This window comes from Cyanobium sp. Morenito 9A2 (assembly GCF_024345575.1).
Lineage (GTDB): Bacteria > Cyanobacteriota > Cyanobacteriia > PCC-6307 > Cyanobiaceae > ATX-6F1.
The window spans coordinates 128977-143351 of sequence record NZ_JAGQBJ010000007.1 but is presented as its reverse complement, the minus strand read 5'-3'; the positions used below and the strand labels follow the sequence as shown (position 1 = coordinate 143351).

The window sequence follows — 14375 nt, the reverse complement described above, 5'->3', positions numbered from 1 at the left end:
AGGCACTTGGACCACCTGCTGCAGCTGCTGGTCAACGGTCTCTCCAGCGGCGCCGTCTACGCCCTGTTCGCCCTCGGGTACACCCTGGTGTTCTCGGTGCTGGGTGTGATCAACTTCGCCCATGGGGCGGTGTTCACCCTCGGGGCCTACTTCACCTACCTGCTGATCGGCGGGGCCGTGGGCGCCAACGGCCTGCTGGCGGGCCTGCAACTGCCCTTCACCCTGCCGTTTCCGCTGGCGCTGCTGCTGGCCGGGGTCGGGGCCGCCGCGGTGAGCCTGCTGGTGGAGGCGGCCGCCTTCCGGCCCCTGCGCCGGCGGGGCGCCGACCCGCTGCTGGCGTTGATCTCCAGCCTCGGGGCCGGGGTGATCCTGGTGAACCTGCTGCAACTGCTGGTGGGGGCCGAGAGCTACGCGATCCCCACCTCCGCCCTCGGGACCCTGCCGGCGGCGGTGAGCCTGGGGGGGGCGCAGGTGCGCACGGTGCAGCTGCTGCTGATGGCGATCGCGGCGCTGGTGGTGGTGGTGCTCACCCTCTGGCTGGAGCGCAGCCGCGGCGGCAAGGCCCTGCAGGCGGTGGCGGAAGATCCCACCACCGCCCGGCTGCTCGGCATCAACAGCGATCGCATGGTGCAGCTGGCCTTTGGGGTCAGCGGATTTCTGGCCGGGGTGGCGGGGGGGCTGGTGGGGCTCAGCGTCAGCATCGCCGGGCCCTACTTCGGCATCGGCTACGGCCTCAAGGGCCTCGGGGTGCTGGTGCTCGGCGGGCTGGGCAGCGTGCCCGGGGCGGTGCTCGGCGGCCTGATCGTGGGGCTGGCCGAGGCCCTGGTGCCGGCGGATTATTCAGGCTTCAAGGACGCCGTGGCCTACGCCTTCCTGTTCGCCGTGCTGCTGCTGCGGCCCCGGGGGCTGCTGGGGCGTCCCACGATCACCAAGGTCTGAGCGAAGCGCCCATGCCCCTCGATGCTTCGCTGTTGGTGCAGATGCTGCTGGGGGCCCTGCTGGGGCTCTCGGTCTATCTGCCCCTGCGAGCCGGCCAGCTCTCGCTGGCAACGCCCGGCTTCTACGCCATCGGCGGCTACACCGCCGCCCTGCTCTCCACCCGCTTCCCGGCCCTTGCTGGGGATGGGGCGCTCTACCCGCTGCCCTCGCTGCTGCTGGAGCTGGTGCTGGCGGCCCTGATCGCCGGCGCTCTGGCCCTGGCCATCGGCGGGCCGGTGCTGAAGCTCAAGGGCATCTACCTGGCGATCGCCACCATCGCCCTGGTGGAGATCCTGCGGGTGCTCAACCTCAACCTGGGGTTCACCGGCGGCGCCACCGGCCTCTTCGCCATCCCGCAACCCTTCGAGGGCCCGGTGGGCTATCTGCTGCTCAGCCTGGCGGTGCTGGCCCTGGTCTGCTGGCTCTGCGCCCGCCTGGAGCGCCTGCGGCTGGGGCGGGCGATGGAGGCGATCCGCGAAGACGAGCTGGCCGCCGCCTGCATGGGCCTCGACACCGCGCGGGTGAAATTGCTGAGCTTCCTGTTCAGCGCCCTGGTGGCGGCGGTGGCGGGGGTGATCAGCGCCCACTTCCTGAACACCTGGAATGCGCGTCAGGGCAGCTTCGACGCCAGCATCACCACCTTGGCCTTCGTGGTCTTCGGCGGCTCGCGCACCTGGCTGGGGCCGGTGGTGGGGGGGCTGGCGCTCACCGCCCTGCCCGAGCTGCTGCGCCCCGTGGGCGACCTGCGGCTGGTGGTCTACGGGCTGGTGATCCTGCTCGGACCGATCCTGTTTCCCCAGGGCCTGATCACACCGGAGCTGCTACGCAGGCTGCGCTGGCCGTTCCGGCAGACAAGCGCGGAGGCTCCGGCGCCATGAACCAGGCCCCCCTGAGCGGCAGCCCGCTGCTGGAGTTGCAGGCACTGAACTGCCGCTTCGGCGGCCTGCGGGCCCTCGATCGGGTGAGCCTGGCGGTGAAGAGCGGCGAGATCTTCGGGCTGATCGGCCCCAACGGCGCCGGCAAGACCACCCTGTTCAACCTGATCTCCGGCCTCACCGCCGCCAGCGGCGGCCGCATCCTCTGGCGCGGCCAGCCGATCAGCGGCCTGCGCCCCGACCGGATCGCCCGCCTGGGGCTGGCGCGCACCTTCCAGAACCTGCGCCTGTTCGCCTCCATGAGTGCCCTGGAGAACGTGCTGGTGGGGCTCCATGGCCGCGGCCGCACGCCCCTGGTGGCGGGGCTCCTGGGCACGGCTGCCTTCCGGCGCCGCCAACGGGAGCTGGAGGCGCAGGCCTTCAACCTGCTGGAGCTGCTGGAGCTGGCACCCCTGGCCCAGCAGAGCGCCGGCAGCCTCTCCTACGGCAACCAGCGGCGCCTGGAGATCGCCCGGGCCCTGGCCACCGGCCCGCGTCTGCTGCTGCTCGATGAACCGGCCGCCGGCCTGAACCCGGCCGAGAAGAGCGAACTCAGCGCCCTGATCCGCCTGCTGCGACAGCGCTTTGATCTCACCGTGCTGATCATCGAGCACCACGTGCCGCTGATGATGGACCTCTGCGACCGCCTGGCGGTGCTCAATTTCGGCGAACGCATCGCCCTGGGCACGCCCGAGCTGGTGCGCCGCGATCCGGCCGTGATCGAGGCCTACCTGGGCGGAGCCGTGGAGGAGGCTTCATGAACACCGCCGCCCCACTCCAGGCCCCACTCCAAGCCCCACTGCTGCACCTGGAGCGCCTGAGCGTGCGCTATGGCCGCATCGCCGCCCTCGAGGAGGTGGATCTGGAGGTGCGCAGCGGCGAGCTGGTGACCCTGCTGGGCTCCAACGGCGCCGGCAAGAGCACCACCTTGAAGGCGATCTCCCAGCTGGTCGCCCCCAGCGGCGGCGCCGTGCGCTGGCGCGGGCAGTCCCTCAAGGGCGTGGCCACAGAAACCACCGTGCGCCTGGGCATCGGCCACTGCCCGGAGGGGCGCCGGGTGCTCAGCCGCCAGAGCGTGGCCACCAACCTGGAGCTGGGGGCCTACCTGCGCCGCGACCACAGCGGCATCGCCACCGACCTGGAGCGCTGCTACGGCCTGTTCCCGCGGCTGGCGGAACGGCGCAGCCAGCTGGCCGGCAGCCTCTCGGGGGGGGAGCAGCAGATGCTGGCGATCGCCCGCGCCCTGATGGGCCGCCCCACCCTGCTGATGCTCGATGAACCCAGCCTGGGGCTGGCACCGAAGCTGGTGGCCGAAGTGATGGGAATCCTCGCGGAGCTGCACCGCCAGGGGCTCTCGATCCTGCTGGTGGAGCAGAACGCCCGGGCCGCCCTGGCGATCGCCAGCCGCGGCTACCTGCTGGAGGCGGGCCGCGTCAGTCGCAGCGGCAGCGCCACGGAACTGCTCGATGACGAGGGCCTGCAGGCCTCCTATCTGGGGCGCTAGGGGCGGATCAGCCGGGGTCGATCAGCCACCGACCAATCGGCGTTTGCGCCACTGCAGCGCCCCCCAGGTGATAAACAGCAGCGACGCCGGCAGCACCGCCACCAGCACCACCAGTCGGAATTCATCGAGGGCGCCGGGAACGGTGTTGAGCAGGATCTGCTCGAGCAGGTAACAGCCATAGAGCCCCAGCAGCAGCCAGCCCTCGGTGCGGGTGATCACCCCACCGCTCCAGAAGATCGGCAGGCAGGCCAGGGTGGTGGCCACCATGATCGGGAAATCGCGGCTGATCATCACCTGCTCCACCCCCAGGCCCCGGCCGCCGGAGACCGTGGCGCAGAGGCCGAGGATCACCAGCTGGTTGAGCAGGTTGCTGCCCACCACATTGCCGATCGCCAGGTCACCCTTGCCCCGGTAGGCCGCCACCACCGAGGTGACCAGCTCCGGCATCGAGGTGCCGGCGGCGACGATCGTCAGGCCGATCACCGTTTCGCTCACCCCCAGCCCCAGGGCCGCCGCCGTTGCCCCTTTGACCAGCAGCTGGGAGCCGATCACCAGCAGCACCAGACCGCCCGCCAGCTTGGCCGCGGCCACCGGGGCGGGAGCGGCGCCATCGTCCTCGAAATCATCACCGGCCCCAGCCGGCTCCTCGCGCGCTGAGACGATTTCCCAGATCAGGTTGATCACCGTGCCCGAGAGCAGCGCCAGCCCAGCGATCCAGGTGAGCCGTCCGCCCGAGGCCATGCCCCAGGTGGCCATCGAGACCCCGAACAGCAGCGGCACATCCCTTCGCACCAGCCGGCTGTTGACCCGCAGGGGCATGACCACGGCGCTGGCGCCGAGCACCACCAGCACGTTGAAGATGTTCGAGCCCACGATGTTGCTCACCGCCAGGGCATCGCCGCCGCTGCCGCCCTGGGTGGTGGCGAGCAGGCTCACAAACAGTTCCGGGGCGCTGGTGCCCAGGGACACCACCGTCAGACCGATCACCAACTGGGGGATCCCCAGCAACAGCGAGAGGGCCACCGAACCGGCCACGAACAGCTCGCCGCCGCCGAACAGCAGCAGGATCCCCACCACGATTTCAAAAACAATGAGGAGATACGCCATCGAACCGCTGCCGTGGGGGCCTGCTTGTGTCGGCTCAGGTTATGGGGCGACCGGCAGGGCCTGACGATCAAGGCGCGGCTCACGCATCACCCCAGCGAAAGGCCCCAGCGAACAGGCTCAGCGAAAGGGCGGCGAATAGAGCAGCCCGCCCTCGCGCCAGAGGCGGTTGGGGCCGCGCTCCAACCCCAGGGGCGAGCCCTGGCCCAGGGTGCGCTCGAACAGCTCGCCGTAGTTGCCCACCGCCGCCACGGCCCGGGCGGCGAAGTCGGCGGGGAGGCCCAGTTGGCGGCCCAGGTCGCCCTCGAGGCCCAGAAAGCGCCGCAGCCGGCTCTGGCGGGGATCGGCCCGGGCCGCTGCGGTGCGCTCGGAGAGGTTGGCGCGGCTCAGCCCCAGCTCCTCCGCCTCGATCAGGGCGCGCACGCTCCAGCGCACGGCATCGGCCCAGAGCGGATCGGCCTGGCCGCTGGCGGGGGCCATCGGCTCCTTGCTGAGGATGCCGGGGAGCAGGCGGTGGGCGGCGGGATCGGGGAACAGGGTGCGGCGGGCCGCCAGGCCGGAGCGGTCGCTGGTGACGGCCTCGCAGCGGCCCGAGAGATAGGCACTAAAGGTCTCGTCGGCGTTGCGGTAGCGGATCGGCACATAGGCAAGCCCGAGGCTGCCCATGCGATCGGCGAGCACGCCCTCGTTGGTGGAGCCGCTCACCACGCAGACCGTGCGCCCGGCCAGATCCGCCAGGCGCGTGATGCCGCTGGCCACCGGTGCCAGCACCCCGCCGCCGTCGTAGTAGACGATCGGCGCAAACGACAGGGCGTTGCCGCCGGGGGCATCGCGGCCGAGGTTGAAGGTGGTGTTGCGCGAGAGCAGATCGACATCGCCGCTGGCCACGGCGGCGAAGCGGTCGTTGCTGCTGAGCAGCTTGAGATCGAGCTTGGATGGATCCCCGAACACGGCGGCGGCCACGGCGCGGCAGATCTCCACATCGAGGCCCTGGAAGCGGCCATCGGCGCCCACGCTGCTGAAGCCCGGCAACTGGCCATTGATGCCGCAGATCAGCCGGCCCCGCTGCTGGATCAGGCCCAGGCGGCCAGCCGCCAGCGGGCCAGCGGAATCACCTGCGCAGCCGGCCACAAGCGTCAGCGCCGCCAGCAGGGGCAGGGCCAGGGCCGACAGAAACCTGAACCTAGGCGCCATAGCCGCCGCCTCCGGGGGTGGCGATCTCCAGCAGATCACCGGGCTGAACCTCCAGCTCGACACTGCCCGCCAACGCGTCGATCGACCCATCGGCGCGCTCGAGGCGGTTGAGGCCGAGCGCCCCCGACTCACCACCCGCCAGGCCGAACGGGGCCACCCGGCGGGATCCCGAGAGGATCGACACCGTCAGCGGCTCCAGGAAGCGCAGACGCCGCACCACCCCATCGCCCCCACGGTGGCGGCCCAGGCCACCACTGCCGCGCCGAACCTGAAACGACTCCAGCCGCACCGGGAAACGGCTTTCGAGCACCTCCGGGTCGGTGAGGCGCGAGTTGGTCATGTGGCTCTGGATGGCGTCAGCCCCCGCGAACGTGGCACCGGCGCCGCTGCCACCACAGATGGTCTCGTAGTACTGGCAGTGGCCGTTGCCGAAGCTGAGGTTGTTCATCGTGCCCTGGGCCGCCGCCATCACCCCCAGGGCGCCGAACAGGGCATTGGCGATCGCCTGGGAGGTTTCCACATTGCCGGCCACCACGGCGGCGGGGTGCCGGGGCCGCAACAGGCAGCCCTCCGGCACCAGCAGATCAAGGGGGCGAAAACAGCCGGCATTGAGCGGGATGGCTTCCCCCACCAGGGTGCGGAACACATAGAGCACCACCGCCTTGGTGATCGCCAGGGGGGCGTTGAGGTTGCCCGGGTGCTGGGGGGAGGTGCCGCTGAAATCAACCGTGGCCCGGCGCGCGGCCCGGTCGATCCGCACCGCCACGGCGATGGCGGCCCCGTCATCGAGCTCCACCCGGAAGGCCCCATCCTCCAGGCGATCGATCACCCGCCGCACCGCCTCGGCCGCATTGTCCTGCCCATGGCCCATGTAGGCGAGCACCCGCTCGCGCCCCACCAGGCCCACCAGGCGCTCCAGCTCGGCCGCCCCCAGGCGATTGGCCGCCACCTGGGCCTGGAGATCAGCCAGGAGCTGGTCGGGGTTGCGCACCGGCCAGGCTCCGGCAGCGAGCCGTTGGCGCCAGATCGCCTCCGGGAATTCGCCCTGCACCAAAAACGGCACGTTATCGAGCAGCAGGCCCTCTTCTTCGATGCTGGAGCTGCCCGGCGGCATCGAGCCGGGGGTGAGGCCGCCCACATCGGCGTGGTGGCCGCGGCTGGCCACGAAGAACGACGGCTCAGCGGATTTGGCACCGGCAGCGGCGAACACCGGCGTGATCACGGTCAGATCCGGCAGGTGGGTGCCGCCGTTGTAGGGGTCGTTGGAGACCACGGCATCGCCGGGGGCCAGGGGCGGGCGCTCCCCGCGGGCAACGGCCGCCAACAGGCTGGCGACGCTTTCGCCCATGGAGCCCAGGTGTACCGGAATGTGGGGGGCGTTGGCGACCAGATCGCCGCGGCGATCAAACAGAGCACAGGAGAAATCCAGCCGCTCACGGATGTTCACCGAGCTGCTGGTGAGCCGCAGGCGTTCGCCCATCTGCTCGGCGATGGCGGTGAAGCGGTAGTGAAACAGCTCCAGCAGCACCGGATCCACGGCCTTCGGATCCACTGCCTTCGGATCGCCTGCCTCCGGATCGCCTGAGCTTGCGCCAAGGGCATGGGCCCCGGCGCGGCCAGGGCCCGAGGGGGCATGGCGCAGCAGCAACTCCCCCCCCGCCAGCACCTGGAGGTCCCAGCCCGGTGCCAACAACACGGTGCCGGTGGACTCGGTGATCAGGGCTGGCCCCTTGAGCCGATCACCCGGCCTCAGGCGCTCCCGGGAGAGTAGCGACGCTGGCCGCCAGGCCCCGTCGATGAACAGGGGTGCCGTGGCAGGACTGCTCCCTGGTCCCTGGGGATCGCCGCCGGACTCTTGCGCCCGATCCGCCAGGGGAGCGCCGGCCGCCACCCGCTCCACGCTCAGCCATTCCACCTCCAAAGCCACGGGCGTGCCGCCCACCAAGGCGGGGGTGTAGCCGTAGCGCTGCTGATGGCTCCCCAGAAAGCTGCGCGTCATCGCCTCCAACGCGTCCAGGGCTACCGGCAGGCTCACCTCAGCGCCCCGGAGCCGCAGCCAGACGGTCACCCGCCGCGACGAGTTCGGCAGCGGTTCGCCATCGAGGCGCTCCGCCAGCGCGTGCAACCGCTGCACGCAGGCTGCATCGAGGGGCTCCAGCACGCTGCGCTCATGGATCCGCCGCTCCTCGGCCAGACCCATGCCGTAGGCGGAGAGCACCCCAGCGAGGGGATGGAGCAACACCTGGGCCATGCCCAGGGCCTCCGCCAGGGCACAGGCGTGCTGTCCGCCGGCCCCGCCGTAGCCCACCAGGGCGGCCTGGCGCAGGTCGTGGCCCCGCTGGATCGAGATCCGCCGGATCGCACCGGCCATGCGCGCCACGGCGATTTCCACCGCCCCCTCCGCCAGACGTTCGATGGGCTGGGGCGTGGTCCCACCCGCCATCAGCTGCGCCGCCAGGGCCTCGAACCGCGCCGCCGACGCCGCGACCTCCAAAGGCTGATCACCGCCTGGGCCGAACAGCGCCGGGAAGGCCTCGGGCCGCAGGCGCCCCAGCAACAGGTTGGCATCGGTGACCGTGGCCGGGCCGCCGCGCTGGTAGCAGGCCGGTCCGGGGTCGGCGCCGGCGGAGGCGGGCCCCACCTGCAACCGCTCGCCATCGACATGCACCACGGAGCCACCACCGGCGGCGACGGTGTGGATCGCCAGCATCGGCGCCTGCAGGGTGAGGCCGGCGATCTCCGTTTCGCTGCAGCGCTCCCAGGGCCGCCCAGGCCCGGCGGAATGGAACACATCCGTGGAAGTGCCACCCATGTCGAAGCCGACGATCGCGCCAAGCCCAGCCGCTGCCGCGATGCGGCAGGCGCCCACCAGGCCCCCAGCCGGGCCGGAGAGAATCGTGTCCTTGGCCCGCAGCTGCTCCGGCGCAATCAATCCGCCACTCGACTGCATCACCCGCAACCCACAATCCGACCCCAGCTCGGCCTGCAGCTGGCCCAGGTAGGCCCGCAGGGGCGGATCCACATAGGCCTCCAGCACGGCGGTCTGGGCCCGGGGCACCAGCTTGGTCAGGGGGCTCACCTCGTGGGAGAGGGCCACGGCCTCGAACCACAGCTGGCGCAGCCACTCCCCCAGGGCACGCTCATGGCGGGGATGGCGGGCGCCATGGAGCAAGGCCACGGCGAGGCTGTGGTAGCCATCGGCCCGGGCACGGCGCAGCTCCGCCTCCAGATCGGCATCCAGCCGGAGCGGTTCCAGCTCGCTGCCGTCGGCGGCCAGGCGGCCACCCACCTCCAGCACCCGCCCATGGAGCTGGTCGGGCTTCACGATCCGCAGGGCGAAGAGCTCGGGCCGGTGCTGGTCGCCGATCAGCAGGGCATCGGCGAAGCCATGGCTCACCAGCAGCAGGGTGGGGGCGCCGGAGCGCTCCAGCAACGCATTGGTGGCCACGGTGGTGCCCAGGCGCACCTCAGCGATGGCTCCCTCGGGCAGGGGTTCCCCAGGGCCCACCCCCACCAGCTCCCGGATCGCCGCCACCACCGGATCACCGCCGGCCGCCGCCGACAACACTTTGCGCACCACCAGCTCACCGTCTGGGCTGCGGGCCACCAGGTCGGTGAAGGTGCCACCCCGGTCGATCCAGAAGCGCCAGGCCAACCCCAGGTCGATCATCAACGGGAGCCTTAGCCTAGGAAGTCAGCCGCCACCGGCTCTCAAGGATGGTTCTGTTCAGATGAAACCGATCGTCCTTGCCTTCATCGCCACTGGCTTCACTGCCGCTGCCTTGAGCGCTGGGCTCCTTCCCATGCTGGGCCTTCCCGCCCGGGCCGTCGATCTCAACCTCGACATCGATGTGATGTGCCAGGGATTCGTCATCCTCAACAAGGACCTGGGGGCCTCGGCGGCCCCCGGCACACCGGCGGCCCGCAAGATGCAGCAGGAACAGCTCGTGACGGCGGCCCAGTACGACGCCCTCTGGTCGCTGATGAAGCTCACCCCAACAGGCAACTGCGTCGGCCTGTACTGAGCTGAGCTCCGGGGAGCCGGCCAGCCCCGCAAGCCATGGCGATCAGCGGAAGTTCTCGAACTGCAACGGCAGCTCCAGATCCTCGGCGCGCAACAGCTGGATCGCCTGTTGCAGGTCGTCCTTGTTCTTGCCGGTGACCCGCAGGCTGTCGCCCTGGATCGCCACGGTCACCTTCTTGAGCTGATCGCGCACCGTCTTGGAAAGCTTCTTGGCCAGTTCCTGGCTGAGACCCTTGCGCAGCACCACCTTCTGCTGCACCCGGTTACCGCCCACGGGCTCGGGGGTCTGGAGGTCGAAGATCTTGAGCGACAGCTCCCGTTTGGTGGCCTTCTGGCGCAGCACATCGACCACGGCCTCCAACGTCATGTCGCTGGCGGTGGTGATCGTGAGGCTGCCCTCCTCCACCTCAATCTCGGTTTTGGAGTCCTTGAGGTCGTAGCGCTGGCCCACCTCGCGGCGCACCTGGTCCACGGCGTTGACCAGCTCCTGGCGATCGAAATCGGAGACCACATCGAAGGAGTAGGTGTCGGCCATCGGACTTCGCAACGGGTGAACGGCCTTGCAGCCTAGAAAAGGGACCTCGCCGACTCCCCCTTCCGCCATGCCCCTGACTGCCGCTGCCCCCTTCGCCTGGTCGCTGGTGCTGGCCGGCGCGGTGGTGATCGTGAGCCTGGTGCCGCTGGCCCTGGGCCGCTCCCGAGCTGATTTCAGCGTGGCCGATCTGGCGGCACCGCGGGCGATGTTCGAGCGGCTGCCGGCCTGGGGGCAGCGGGCCAGCTGGGCCCACCAGAACGCCTTCGAGGCGTTCACGCTCCATGCCCCGGCCTGCCTGCTCTGCCTGGTCGCCGGCGTGAACGCACCGGCGGCGCTGATGGCCGCCTGGGCCCATCCGCTGCTGCGCCTGGCCTACAACGGCGCCTATGTGGCCAACGTGCCTCCACTGCGCAGCCTCTGCTGGATCGGCGCGCTGCTCGCCACTGGGGTGCTGTATTCCGAAGGCCTCAAGGCGGTGCTGGCGGCGGGTTGAGCCGGCCAGACCGCAGGGCCACCGGGCGGCGGTCCGCCCTCAGCCCTTCTCCTGCAGCCCCTTGAGGGCGGTGAGCAGGGAGGCGGGACTCTGGGGATCCACCATCAGCACACTGCCGCCCGGGGCCTTGGCCAGTTCCTGGCCGAGCCCCATCCAGTCCTTGGCCAGCAGCAGGCGCAGGGCCTCGCCCCCCGCCGGGTGGCTCTCGATCAAGGCCGCCAACTCACCGGCTGCTTCCGCCCGGGCCACCGCCAATAGCTTCTGCTGTTCCGCCTGGGCCTGGGCCCCCAGCACCAGGGCCTCCTTCTGGGCCTGGGCATCGAACACCAGGGCCTCGGCCCGCCCCCGGGCCGCATTGAGCTGAGCCTCTTTCTCGCCTTCCGAGCGCAGGATGGCGGCACGTTTTTCACGCTCGGCGCTCATCTGCATCTCCATCGCCTGCTGCACCCCGGAAGAAGGAACGATGTCGCGCATCTCCACGCGGGTGACCTTGACGCCCCAGGGATCCGTGGCCTGATCAAGCTCCCGGAGCAGCAACTCGTTCACCTCCGATCGGGTGGAGAAGGTCTGGTCGAGGTCGAGCTTGCCCATCTCCGAACGGATCTGCGTGAGCACCAGGTTCACCATCGCCGACTTGAGGTTGTCGAGGGCGTAGTAGGCCTTGGCGTGCTCCAGCAGCTGCCAATAGACCACCGCATCCACTTCGATTGAGACGTTGTCCTTGGTGATGCACTGCTGGGGGGGGATGTCGAGCACGCGCTCCTTGAGCGATTCATTGCTCACGATCCGCTCAACAACCGGCATTACCATCGAGAGGCCGGGTTTGAGTTCGCGGTCGAACTTGCCGAGGCGCTCCACCAGCATCGAGCGCCCACCATTGGTGATCTTGACGCTGCTGAAGCCAAGAAAACCCAGCAGGATCAGTGCCGGGAGCGAGAGTAATTCCATCGACCAAGGGTGGGCGTTCAACCCATCCAGGCTAAGCAGCCCATCTGCCCAGCCCAGCCCAGAGCAGACTGAATCGATTCGCCTTGGCCCGATGGCCCCATTGATCTGGCTCGCTTTGGCTGGGGTGCTTTTTCTGATCGAAGTCAGCATCCCCGGATTCGGGGGGTTTGTGATCGCGGCGGTGGCGGCCCTGGTGGTCTCTGCGCTCACGGCCCTGCTGGGGTTGTCCGTGGCGCTCCAGGTGGCGGCCTTCGCCGTGATCAGCCTGCTGGGGGGCGCGGCGCTCTGGCGCTGGTCCGGTCGGCAGCCCTCCAAGCTGGAGCGCCTCGCCCCCGCCAACGACCGGGCCGAGGTGATCGCCGCCTTCGATGCCCAGGGGCGAGGCCGGGTGCGCTGGCAGGGCCAGAGCTGGGCCGCAGAAAGCCTTGAGTTCCCCCGCCCCTTGGCTCCGGGCGATCAAGTGGTGGTGATGCGCCGGGTGGGCACCCGGCTGGAGGTGATGGCCGAGGAATCCTGAACGGCCCTGGGCTCTGCACCCTGCGGTGGCCGCGCCCAAGGCCGGTCTCGCTCAGTCGAAGAACATCAGGCTGACTACCTTGCCCATGTCTTCGGCGGTGCGGCAGCTGGTGAGCAGGGTTTCGCTGTCGTGGAAGGCGTAACAGATGAGTTGATCGCAGCGGCCAATGATCTCCTGGTTGCAGAGGCTGCTGGCCATCGGCAAGGGCAGCTCATCGTGCTCGGGCTTCTCCACCAGGTGCAGCACGCGCTCGAGTTGGTCGCGGGATTCACTGGGCTGGCGCTCCAGGCTCTGGGGCAGCAGCACCGTGAGCCGACTGGGGTCCACCTCGAGCACGCCACGGATCACGGCGGCGTTGACCCCCTGGGAGCCGGAGGTGACCAGGTTGTGGCCCTCCTGGGCCAGGGAGCGTGCCACCAGTTCCACCAGATGGATCGAGACCACCGGCACGTGGCGGCTGCCGAGGATGGCGATCCGGCGCTTGCCCCGGTCCTGGAGCATGGCCAGTTCCTGGGCAAGGGTGTCGATCCGGTCGAGGGACGGGATATCAAGGGACCGGGCCAACGCGTGCGATCAACCAGCCGCACGAAATTAGCAGCGCCCTCCTCAGGCCCGTTGCGGCAAACGCAGCCGATCGAACAAGCGCTCGAAGCGGCAGTGCTCCTCCACCAGGCGGAAGGCGTAGGTCGCCTTGACCGATTCGTGCAGGCGGACATGCCCGAAGGCTCTCTCGATCACCTCGACGGTGGTGAGGGTGTCGTGCTCAACTTTGAGAATCGGGACCTCCAACTCCTCGGCGCGGTTGATCAACTGGGGCAGGGGTTCGCCTTGGCCGGTGAGGATCAGGCATTGGGTGGAGGCTTCCAGGGCCGCCAGCTGGATGTCGGTGCGGTCCGCTCCGGTGACCACGGCCATGTTGCGGCGGCGGCGGAAGAACTCCATCGCCGAATTGACATTCATGGCGCCGATGCTGAGGGTTTCCACCAACAGATCAACCCGCTCGCTGCAGCAAAGCACGCGCGCCCCCAGACGCCCGGCCAACTCCTCCACGGTCACGCTGCGCAGCAGCGGGCTGCGCGGCATCACGCCGAACACCGGCAGCCCGAGCCGTTCAAGAGCAGGCACCAGCTCAGCGCGCAACTCCCCCACCTGGTCGGGATTGACGGCGTTGAGCACCACACCGGCCAGATGCTCCCCCAACTGCTGCTGGGCTTCCAGCAGCGCATCAACGCTGCGGCTGTCCTCCCAGAGGTGCACGAGCACCACAGGGGCGGCGAAGGTCTCGGCGAGGTGGCTGAGGTTGAGTCCATAGATCAACCCTTCGCTGAGGCTTCCCGCCGCCTCAAGGAGGGTCACCCCGTCGCTGAAGGCCTCCAGGCGACGCTGCAGCAACGCCAACCCAGCTCCGGATCTGCAGTGCCCCTCCAGGAGCCGGGCCTGGGCCGTGCCCGCCTCCAGCAGCTCAAGCGAGGGCAGCAGCTGCTCAGGGGCGAGGCCGAGGGTGCGGCCGACGAAACGCACGTCGTCATCGATCAGCTCGATCGACTCCTGTTCAGGATCGGGGCTGACGCTGGTGGCCAGGGGTTTGCCGAAGCGCAGGGCCAGACCCTGCTGCACCAATTGGCGCCCCAGGCCAAGCACCACGGCCGACTTGCCGCTGAAGGGGTGACAGGAGCCAATCAGAAGCGTGGGGGCCATCTAGCGCTCAGGGTTATGGGGAATCTCGCCGACCAGGAGCCAGCGCCAGAAGTTTTCTGGCAGGTCCGGTGCGGCGCCCCCTTCCCGGGTCTGGATCAGGTCCATCAGCCAGAGCACGAGCTGGTGGGTGGGCACGGAAAAGCTGTAGAGCACCTCAGGCATCTGGGGGAAACTCAGATCACAACTGCTGCGTTCCTGGGGGGAAGTCCCGGCCTGCCAGCGCAGCTCAAAGACATGGGGCGTGCCGAACTTCAGGACCCTTTGGCCCTCCACCCGCCCCTTGCCCAGCAGATGGATGGCCTGATCAAGCACCTCCTCACGACTGACCCCGCTGCAGTAAGGGGCATAGAGGGCCACCTGGGCGGCGTCATGGGAGGCCAGATCCGTGGCATTGCTCGAGGCCATCGATGTATCGGGCGCCACGCGAGTAAAGGTTGCACCATGCTGCCAGCCTGCGTGGCATTCG

At 69.6% G+C, this 14375-nt stretch carries 15 protein-coding genes; 7 read left to right on the top strand and 8 right to left on the bottom strand.

Annotated elements, in window-relative coordinates; all coding sequences use genetic code 11:
• Positions 1–6: 6 nt before the first annotated feature.
• The 4 genes from KBY88_RS10355 to KBY88_RS10340 are packed head-to-tail and all read left to right on the top strand — an operon-like array spanning position 7 to position 3396.
• Entirely contained in the window at positions 7–939 is a 933-nt protein-coding gene (locus tag KBY88_RS10355; protein ID WP_254939849.1) for a branched-chain amino acid ABC transporter permease, read from the top strand.
• An 11-nt stretch (positions 940–950) separates the two neighbouring features.
• Positions 951–1856, top strand: a complete 906-nt coding sequence (locus KBY88_RS10350) for a branched-chain amino acid ABC transporter permease (protein ID WP_254939848.1) — start codon at positions 951–953, stop codon at positions 1854–1856.
• Positions 1853–2653 carry an ABC transporter ATP-binding protein gene (locus KBY88_RS10345; RefSeq protein ID WP_254939847.1) on the top strand — a complete coding sequence of 267 codons (801 nt, stop codon included), beginning with the start codon at positions 1853–1855 and terminating at the stop codon, positions 2651–2653. The genes KBY88_RS10350 and KBY88_RS10345 overlap by 4 nt, the downstream gene beginning before the upstream one ends.
• Positions 2650–3396 carry an ABC transporter ATP-binding protein gene (locus KBY88_RS10340; protein ID WP_254939846.1) on the top strand — a complete coding sequence of 249 codons (747 nt, stop codon included), beginning with the start codon at positions 2650–2652 and terminating at the stop codon, positions 3394–3396. Before KBY88_RS10345 ends, KBY88_RS10340 begins: the two co-directional genes overlap by 4 nt.
• Before the next feature lie 21 nt (positions 3397–3417).
• Here the strand turns inward: KBY88_RS10340 and KBY88_RS10335 are convergent, their stop codons facing one another.
• The 3 genes from KBY88_RS10335 to KBY88_RS10325 form a co-directional block, all read right to left on the bottom strand.
• Positions 3418–4503 carry a calcium/sodium antiporter gene (locus tag KBY88_RS10335; protein WP_254939845.1) on the bottom strand — a complete coding sequence of 362 codons (1086 nt, stop codon included), beginning with the start codon at positions 4501–4503 and terminating at the stop codon, positions 3418–3420.
• Positions 4504–4620: 117 nt separating this feature from the next.
• Complete coding sequence (locus KBY88_RS10330; RefSeq protein WP_254939844.1) at positions 4621–5694, bottom strand: amino acid ABC transporter substrate-binding protein; 1074 nt, start codon at positions 5692–5694, stop codon at positions 4621–4623.
• Positions 5684–9364, bottom strand: a complete 3681-nt coding sequence (locus KBY88_RS10325; RefSeq protein WP_254939843.1) for a hydantoinase B/oxoprolinase family protein — start codon at positions 9362–9364, stop codon at positions 5684–5686. The genes KBY88_RS10330 and KBY88_RS10325 overlap by 11 nt, the downstream gene beginning before the upstream one ends.
• Before the next feature lie 61 nt (positions 9365–9425).
• On the opposite strand from KBY88_RS10325, the gene KBY88_RS10320 reads away from it, so the two are divergent.
• A complete protein-coding gene (locus KBY88_RS10320) occupies positions 9426–9719 on the top strand; it encodes a hypothetical protein (RefSeq protein ID WP_254939842.1) in 294 nt (97 codons plus the stop codon).
• A gap of 42 nt (positions 9720–9761) precedes the next feature.
• Here KBY88_RS10320 and KBY88_RS10315 read toward each other — a convergent pair whose 3' ends face one another.
• Positions 9762–10253, bottom strand: a complete 492-nt coding sequence (locus KBY88_RS10315) for a YajQ family cyclic di-GMP-binding protein (protein ID WP_254939841.1) — start codon at positions 10251–10253, stop codon at positions 9762–9764.
• A gap of 67 nt (positions 10254–10320) precedes the next feature.
• Between KBY88_RS10315 and KBY88_RS10310 the strand changes: the two genes are divergently transcribed.
• Positions 10321–10746, top strand: coding sequence for an MAPEG family protein (locus tag KBY88_RS10310; protein WP_254939840.1), 426 nt, complete (start codon positions 10321–10323; stop codon positions 10744–10746).
• Positions 10747–10785: 39 nt separating this feature from the next.
• Here the strand turns inward: KBY88_RS10310 and KBY88_RS10305 are convergent, their stop codons facing one another.
• Positions 10786–11694 carry an SPFH domain-containing protein gene (locus tag KBY88_RS10305; RefSeq protein WP_254939839.1) on the bottom strand — a complete coding sequence of 303 codons (909 nt, stop codon included), beginning with the start codon at positions 11692–11694 and terminating at the stop codon, positions 10786–10788.
• Positions 11695–11785: 91 nt separating this feature from the next.
• Between KBY88_RS10305 and KBY88_RS10300 the strand changes: the two genes are divergently transcribed.
• Positions 11786–12211 carry an NfeD family protein gene (locus KBY88_RS10300; protein ID WP_254939838.1) on the top strand — a complete coding sequence of 142 codons (426 nt, stop codon included), beginning with the start codon at positions 11786–11788 and terminating at the stop codon, positions 12209–12211.
• Positions 12212–12262: 51 nt separating this feature from the next.
• Here KBY88_RS10300 and KBY88_RS10295 read toward each other — a convergent pair whose 3' ends face one another.
• The 3 genes from KBY88_RS10295 to ebsA are packed head-to-tail and all read right to left on the bottom strand — an operon-like array spanning position 12263 to position 14332.
• Positions 12263–12775, bottom strand: a complete 513-nt coding sequence (locus tag KBY88_RS10295) for a DNA-processing protein DprA (RefSeq protein ID WP_254939837.1) — start codon at positions 12773–12775, stop codon at positions 12263–12265.
• Between the two features lie 42 nt (positions 12776–12817).
• Positions 12818–13909: a phosphotransacetylase family protein gene (locus tag KBY88_RS10290; protein WP_254939836.1), complete on the bottom strand. Its 1092-nt coding sequence runs from the start codon at positions 13907–13909 to the stop codon at positions 12818–12820.
• The gene (ebsA, locus tag KBY88_RS10285; protein ID WP_254939835.1) at positions 13910–14332 is read right to left on the bottom strand and encodes a type IV pilus biogenesis protein EbsA; all 423 of its coding nucleotides are present in this window, start codon (positions 14330–14332) and stop codon (positions 13910–13912) included. It abuts the gene before it with no gap.
• Between the last annotated feature and the right edge of the window lie 43 nt (positions 14333–14375).